This window comes from Streptomyces xiaopingdaonensis (assembly GCF_000262345.1).
Taxonomy (GTDB): domain Bacteria; phylum Actinomycetota; class Actinomycetes; order Streptomycetales; family Streptomycetaceae; genus Streptomyces; species Streptomyces xiaopingdaonensis.
This window is the reverse complement of record NZ_AJTQ01000226.1, coordinates 25431-32649: the sequence shown is the minus strand read 5'-3', so window position 1 is coordinate 32649 and position 7219 is coordinate 25431. Positions and strand designations below refer to the sequence as shown.

The 7219-nt window shown below is 73.4% G+C and carries 6 protein-coding genes; all 6 read left to right on the top strand.

Annotation, left to right across the window (positions count from 1 at the left end; translation table 11 throughout):
• On the top strand, positions 1-1548 hold a 1548-nt coding region (locus UWG_RS0118075), incomplete at its 5' end, for a carboxyl transferase domain-containing protein (protein ID WP_016908623.1).
• Between the two features lie 61 nt (positions 1549-1609).
• On the top strand, positions 1610-3637 hold the full coding sequence (locus UWG_RS0118070; RefSeq protein ID WP_016908622.1) for an acetyl/propionyl/methylcrotonyl-CoA carboxylase subunit alpha: 2028 nt from the start codon (positions 1610-1612) through the stop codon (positions 3635-3637).
• Complete coding sequence (locus tag UWG_RS0118065; RefSeq protein WP_016908621.1) at positions 3634-4608, top strand: hydroxymethylglutaryl-CoA lyase; 975 nt, start codon at positions 3634-3636, stop codon at positions 4606-4608. Before UWG_RS0118070 ends, UWG_RS0118065 begins: the two co-directional genes overlap by 4 nt.
• 4 nt (positions 4609-4612) lie before the next feature.
• Complete coding sequence (locus tag UWG_RS0118060) at positions 4613-5779, top strand: acyl-CoA dehydrogenase family protein (RefSeq protein WP_016908620.1); 1167 nt, start codon at positions 4613-4615, stop codon at positions 5777-5779.
• Between the two features lie 7 nt (positions 5780-5786).
• Positions 5787-6674, top strand: a complete 888-nt coding sequence (locus UWG_RS0118055; protein ID WP_016908619.1) for a DUF4429 domain-containing protein — start codon at positions 5787-5789, stop codon at positions 6672-6674.
• Positions 6675-6864: 190 nt separating this feature from the next.
• Positions 6865-7143, top strand: coding sequence for a hypothetical protein (locus UWG_RS0118050; RefSeq protein WP_016908618.1), 279 nt, complete (start codon positions 6865-6867; stop codon positions 7141-7143).
• The last annotated feature ends 76 nt before the right edge of the window (positions 7144-7219 follow it).

Sequence of the window (7219 nt, the reverse complement as noted above, 5' to 3'; positions counted from 1 at the left end):
CTCCGCGAGAAGCTCGCGGCGGCCCGCCTCGGCGGCGGCGAGCGCGCCCGCAGCCGGCACACCGCGCGCGGCAAGCTCCTCCCCCGCGACCGCGTCGACCGCCTCCTCGACACCGGCTCGCCGTTCCTCGAACTCTCCCCGCTGGCGGCCGACGGCCTGTACGAGGGGGCCGCGCCCTCCGCCGGGATCATCACCGGCATCGGCCGGGTGAGCGGCCGGCTCGTCGTCGTCGTCGCCAACGACGCAACCGTCAAGGGCGGCACGTACTACCCGATGACGGTCAAGAAGCACCTGCGCGCCCAGGAGGTCGCGCTGGAGAACCGCCTGCCCTGCCTCTACCTCGTCGACTCGGGCGGCGCCTTCCTGCCGATGCAGGACGAAGTCTTCCCGGACCGCGAGCACTTCGGGCGCATCTTCTACAACCAGGCACGGCTCTCCGCCGCCGGCGTCCCCCAACTCGCCGCCGTGCTGGGGTCCTGCACGGCAGGCGGCGCCTACGTGCCGGCGATGAGCGACGAGGCCGTCATCGTCCGCGAGCAGGGGACGATCTTCCTCGGCGGGCCGCCGCTGGTGAAGGCGGCGACCGGAGAGGTCGTCAGCGCCGAGGAGTTGGGCGGCGGCGCCGTGCACACGCGGGTCTCCGGCGTCACCGACCACCTCGCCGAGGACGACGCGCACGCACTCCGCATACTCCGCCGGATCGTCGCGACGCTCCCCGCGCCGCCGGCACCCGAGGCGCTGCCCTGGCAAGTACTCCCCGCCGAGGAGCCGGCGGCGGAACCGGCCGGACTGCACACCGCCGTCCCCGTCGACTCGCGCACCAGCTACGACGTGCGCGAAGTCATCGCCAGGACCGTCGACGCCTCCCGCTTCCAGGAGTTCAAGGCCGAGTACGGCACGACGCTCGTCACCGGATTCGCCCGCATCATGGGGCACCCGGTCGGCATCGTCGCCAACAACGGCGTGCTCTTCTCCGAATCGGCGCTCAAGGGCGCCCACTTCGTCGAACTCTGCGACCAGCGCGGCATCCCGCTCGTCTTCCTCCAGAACATCTCCGGCTTCATGGTCGGCAAGGACTACGAGGCCGGCGGCATCGCGAAGAACGGCGCCAAGATGGTGACGGCCGTCGCCTGCGCCCGCGTACCGAAGCTGACGGTGGTGATCGGCGGCTCCTACGGCGCGGGCAACTACTCGATGTGCGGCCGCGCCTACTCGCCCCGCTTCCTGTGGACGTGGCCGAACGCGAAGATCTCAGTGATGGGCGGCGAGCAGGCGGCCTCCGTCCTCGCCACCGTCAAGCGCGACCAGTTGGAGACGCGCGGCGAGGAGTGGAGCGCCGAGGAGGAGGAAGAGTTCCGGGCGCCGGTCCGCCGGCAGTACGAGGAACAGGGCAACGCCTACTACGCGACGGCGCGGCTCTGGGACGACGGCGTCATCGAGCCGACGCAGACGCGCTCCGTCCTCGGCCTCGCGCTCACCGCGTGCGCGCAGGCCCCCCTCCCCGAACGGGCCCCGGACGCGGCGCGGTTCGGCGTCTTCCGGATGTGAGGCGGCGATGACGACACTCGACAGCGAACCGGCGAAGCGCCAACGGGCGGGGAGGCAGCGGATGTTCGACACGGTACTGGTCGCCAACCGGGGCGAGATCGCGGTCCGCGTGATCCGCACCCTCCGCGCACTCGGCGTCCACGCCGTCGCCGTCTACAGCGAGGCCGACGCCGACGCGCGCCACGTGCGCGAGGCGGACTCCGCCGTGCTCCTCGGTCCCGCGGCGGCCTCCGAGAGCTACCTCTCCGCCGAGCGCCTCGTCGACGCCGCCCGCCGCACCGGAGCGCAGGCCGTCCACCCCGGGTACGGGTTCCTCGCCGAGAACGCGGCGTTCGCGCGGGCGGTCACCGAGGCCGGGCTCGTCTTCGTCGGGCCGCCCCCGGAGGCCGTCGAGCTCATGGGCGACAAGATCCGGGCGAAGGAGACGGTGCGCGCGGCCGGCGTCCCCGTGGTCGACGGCTCCTCGGGGAGCGGGCTGAGCGACGCCGAACTCCTTGACGCCGCACGGAAGATCGGCACACCGGTCCTGCTGAAGCCGTCGGCGGGAGGCGGCGGCAAGGGCATGCGGCTCGTCACCGACGAGCGGGAGCTGCCCGACGCCGTCGCCGCGGCGAGGCGCACCGCGCTCGGCGCCTTCGGCGACGACGCGCTCCTGCTGGAGCGCTGGATCGAGCGTCCGCGGCACATCGAGATCCAGGTGCTCGCCGACGGGCACGGCAACGTCGTCCACCTCGGCGAGCGCGAGTGCTCCCTGCAACGCCGGCACCAGAAGATCATCGAGGAGGCGCCGAGCCCGCTCCTCGACGACGCGCTGCGCTCCGCGATGGGCGAGGCCGCCGTCGAGGCGGCACGCTCCTGCGGGTACCGGGGCGCCGGCACCGTCGAGTTCATCGTCCCCGACGGCGATCCCGCGGCGTACGCCTTCATGGAGATGAACACCCGGCTCCAGGTGGAGCACCCGGTCACCGAACTCGTCACGGGGATCGATCTCGTCGAGTGGCAGCTCCGCGTCGCCGCCGGGGAGCAACTCCCCTTCTCGCAGGGGGACATCCGCCTCTCCGGGCACGCGGTGGAGGCCCGCGTCTGCGCGGAGAGCACCCGGATCGGCGCCGAGGAGGTGGAGTTCCTTCCCTCCGCGGGGCGCGTCCTGCACCTGGAGGAGCCCCAAGGCCCCTCCGTACGCACCGACTCGGGCCTCGCCACCGGCACCGAGGTCGGCACCGACTACGACCCGATGCTCGCCAAGGTGATCGCCCACGGTCCCGACCGCGCCACCGCGCTCCGCCGGCTGCGCTCGGCGCTCGGGGAGACCGTCGTCCTCGGCGTCGAGACCAACACCTCGTTCCTGCGCGGCCTGTTGGACGTCGAGGAGGTCGCCTCGGGCGAGCTGGACACCGGGCTCGTCGGGCGCGTCGCACCGGCTCTGGTGCCCGCGGGGCCGCCGCCGCGGCTCTGGGCGCTCGCCGCGCTGCTCGCGCAGGCCGCGGACGAGCCCGCTGGGCCCGGTTGGGTCGACCCGTTCGCGGTGCCTTCCGGCTGGCGGCTCGGCGCCGAACCCGCCTGGTCCGTACGGACGTTCCGCGTCCAGGGCGGCGAGCCCGTCGAGGTGCGGCTGCGCGGCACGGCGGACGGGGCGCGGGTCCGGGTCGGCGAAGAACCGCCCGTGGACTGCCGGTTGCTCCCCTCCGACGGGGATGCACGCGTCGCGTGGGAGTACGGCGGCGTCGTCGGCACCGCCGTCCACGCGCGCGACGGCGCCGGCGTCTGGCTCGCGCACGCCGGCGCGACCTGGCATCTGCGGCGGCACGACCCGGTCGAGGCCGCCCTCGACGAGGCGTCGGCCGCGCACGGCGTCGTCTCGGCGCCGATGCCGGGCACCGTGACGGTGGTGAAGGTGGCCGTGGGCGAGCAAGTCCGCGCCGACCAGGACCTGTTGGTGGTCGAGGCGATGAAGATGGAGCACGTCCTGACCGCCCCGTTCGACGGCACGGTGACCCGGCTCGACGTCGCACCCGGCGCCGCGGTCGCCATCGACCAGCCGCTCGCGACGGTCGAGGGCGGCGCCGAGGAGCAGGAGGGGACGCGATGAGCGAGGGGCTGCCGATGCGGGTACCGGCCGAGGGCCTCCCGCAGCGGGTGCGCATCCACGAGGTCGGCCCGCGCGACGGGCTCCAGAACGAGTCGGCCGTCGTCCCCGTCGAAGTGAAGGCGGAGTTCGTGCACCGCCTCGCCGAAGCCGGGCTCCGCACGGTGGAGGCCACCAGTTTCGTCCACCCGCGATGGGTGCCGCAGCTCGCCGACGCGGAAGAGCTCTACCCGCGCCTCGCCGACCTCCCCGAGGACGTGTCGCTGCCCGTCCTCGTCCCCAACGCGCGTGGTCTGCAACGGGCGTTGGCGCTCGGCGTCCGCTCGGCGGCGGTCTTCGCCAGCGCCACGGAGTCCTTCGCGCAGGCCAACCTCAACCGCACCGTGGCCGGCGCCCTGGAGATGTTCGCACCGGTCGTCGCGGAAGCCACCGCGTCGGGCGTCCCCGTGCGCGGCTACCTGTCGATGTGCTTCGGCGACCCGTGGGAGGGCCCCGTCCCCGTCGCCCGAGTGGTCGACGTCTGCAAGGAGTTGCTCTCCATGGGGTGCAGCGAGCTGAGCCTCGGGGACACGATCGGGGTCGCCACCCCCGGCCAGGTCACCGCGCTGCTCCACGCCCTCGGCGAGGCCGGCATCCCCGCGGGCCGGCTCGCCGTCCACTTCCACGACACGTACGGGCAGGCGCTGGCGAACACCCTCGCGGCCCTCCAGTACGGCGTCACCACGGTCGACGCCTCCGCCGGCGGCCTCGGCGGCTGCCCGTACGCCAGGAGCGCCACGGGGAACCTCGCCACCGAGGACCTCGTCTGGATGCTCCGCGGCCTCGGCGTCGAGACCGGCGTCGACCTCGACCGGCTCGTCGCCACCAGCACCTGGATGGCCGGCGCGCTCGGCCGCCCCAGCCCCTCCCGCACCGTGCAGGCGCTCGCAGGGAAGACCCCCGACGACGCCCGCGCCCGGCCCAAGGAGTCCTGAAACCATGGCACTCGACCACCGGCTCAGCCCCGAACACGAGGAACTCCGCGCCACCGTCGAGAAGTTCGCCCACGACGTCGTGGCACCGACGATCGCGGAACACTACGAGGCGCACACCTTCCCGTACGAAATCGTCCGCCAGATGGGCGAGATGGGCCTCTTCGGCCTCCCCTTTCCCGAGGAGTACGGCGGCATGGGCGGCGACTACCTCGCGCTCTGCATCGCCCTCGAGGAACTCGCGCGCGTCGACTCCTCCGTCGCGATCACCCTGGAGGCCGGCGTCTCCCTCGGCGCCATGCCGATCCACCGGTTCGGCACCGAGGAGCAGAAGCGCGCCTGGCTGCCGCGCCTCTGCTCGGGCGAGATCCTCGGTGCCTTCGGCCTCACCGAGCCCGAGTGCGGCTCCGACGCGGGCGGCACCCGCACCACCGCCGTACGCGACGCCGGGACCGGCGAGTGGGTCATCAACGGCAGCAAGTCCTTCATCACCAACTCCGGCACCGAGATCACGGGGTTCGTCACCGTCACCGCGGTCACCGACCGCCGCGAGGACGGCTCGCCCCTCATCTCCACCCTGCTGATCCCCTCCGGCACCCCCGGCTTCACCGTCGAGCCGGCGTACGACAAGGTCGGCTGGAACGCCTCGGACACCCACGGCCTCTCCTTCGACGACGTGCGCGTCCCCGCGGGGAACCTCGTCGGCGAAGAAGGCCGCGGTTACGCCCAGTTCCTCCGCATCCTCGACGAGGGCCGCATCGCCATCTCGGCGCTCGCCACCGGCCTCGCGCAGGGCTGCGTCGACGAGTCGGTCGCCTACGCGCGGACCCGCCACGCCTTCGGCCGCCCCATCGGCGACAACCAGGCGATCCAGTTCACGCTCGCCGACATGGAGATGCGCGCCCACACAGCCCGCACCGCCTGGCGGGACGCCGCCTCCCGGCTCGTCGCGGGCGAGCGGTTCAAGAAGCAGGCGGCGCTGGCGAAGCTCCACTCCTCGCAGGTCGCCGTCGACAACGCACGCGACGCCACCCAGATCCACGGCGGCTACGGCTTCATGAACGAGTACCCCGTGGCCCGCATGTGGCGCGACGCGAAGATCCTGGAGATCGGCGAGGGCACGAGCGAGGTCCAACGGATGCTGGTGGCGAGGGAGCTGGGCGTGGTCGGATAATCGCCGCATGGCGGAGATTCTTCAGCGCTCGGGCACATGGACCTTCGACGGGGAGACGGTCCGTATCGTCCCCGGTACGGGCAGGCAGGTCCACCCGCTGCGCCGCACGCTCGGCGAGGTCGCCGTCCCGCTCCAGGCCGTCGCCGGCGTCGCGTACGAGCGCGGCGGGAAGCGCGGCGGCCGGCTGCGCCTCCGTATGCGCGACGGCGCCGACCCGCTCTCCCAGGTGGCGGGCGGCCGGCTCCAGGAGGCGTCCGACCCGTACCAACTCGGCGTCGAGCAGGACCGCGAGGGCGTCGCCGAGTACTTCGTCGACGAGGTACGCAACGCCCTCCTGCTGGAGCAGGTCCCCGACACCCCGACGGACCGCTGGCTGCTCCCCGGGCCCCGGGTGCCCCTCACCGCTTCCGGCAGCGACGGCACGGCCTCGTTCGACGGCGAACTCGTCCAGCTGGAGTGGAACTGGCTGGCCGAGGAGAGCAAGACGGCGGGAGGGCCGCGCCGGTTCGCCCTCGCCGACCTGGACTCCGTCGTGTGGACCCCGGCCGTCGGCTGGGAGAACGGCAGCCTCCGGTTCCACCCGCGTGGCTCCCACGCCACGACGAAGGCGCAGCACGACCCCAACTGCCTGTCGCTGTGGGGCATCCGCCAGGCGCGGGAGACGGGCGGCAGCGTCCTCCTCGGCGCCGCCGTCGTCGCCCGCCTCCCGCACCCCCTGGCGCCGGACTCCCCCGCGCCCGCCGACCTCACCAAGCAGCCGCAGCCCGAGACCTCCGACTCCGGCCACGACGATCTTCTCCGCCGCCTCCGCGAACTCGGCGAGCTGCGCGGCCAGGGCATCCTCACCGAGGAGGAGTTCGCCGCGGCGAAGAAGGCGGTGCTCGACCGGTTCTGACCGGCCGGCCCTGGGGGACGTGCCGGGCGGGCAGAGCGGCCGGCCGTCGCTTCCCGTATCCGTCCGCGGGGACACCGCCACGGCGCGCGAGGGTCCTCAAAACCGGGGATGTGCCGAGGATCTCGCCTCGACGTGCCCGATACCGGGCAGAAATCTTGCACTCCTCGCCCGAGACGAGCACTATCGACGGGTGCTCGAAGTTCGCTCCCCTGCCCACGACGACCTCGTCGACCACCTGGTGCGCACCACTCCGCTCCAGCGCGGCGAGGCGGCCCGAGTGGTCCTCGACGTCCTGGCCTACTTCGACGAGACCGCCGCCGAGTTCGTCCGCCGCCGCCACCGCGAGCTGCAATCGGCCGGACTCACCAACGCGGAGATCTTCGAGCGCGTCCGAGCAGAACTACCGCACCGCGCGGTCGCGCCCCCCGACCTCTCCGAGCGCCAGCTGCGCAGGCTCGTCTACGGCTGAGCAGCACCCGCCCGGCGGAGACGACGGCCCCGCGCGCGAGCCGAGAACCACAGGGACGACCGCCACCGAACCACCG

Bases quoted from the DNA above. Each gene is read 5' to 3' on its own strand.
- UWG_RS0118070 (WP_016908622.1), top strand. From the start codon at position 1,610: ATGTTCGACACGGTACTGGTCGCCAACCGGGGCGAGATCGCGGTCCGC.
- UWG_RS0118065 (WP_016908621.1), top strand. From the start codon at position 3,634: ATGAGCGAGGGGCTGCCGATGCGGGTACCGGCCGAGGGCCTCCCGCAG.
- UWG_RS0118060 (WP_016908620.1), top strand. From the start codon at position 4,613: ATGGCACTCGACCACCGGCTCAGCCCCGAACACGAGGAACTCCGCGCC.
- UWG_RS0118055 (WP_016908619.1), top strand. From the start codon at position 5,787: ATGGCGGAGATTCTTCAGCGCTCGGGCACATGGACCTTCGACGGGGAG.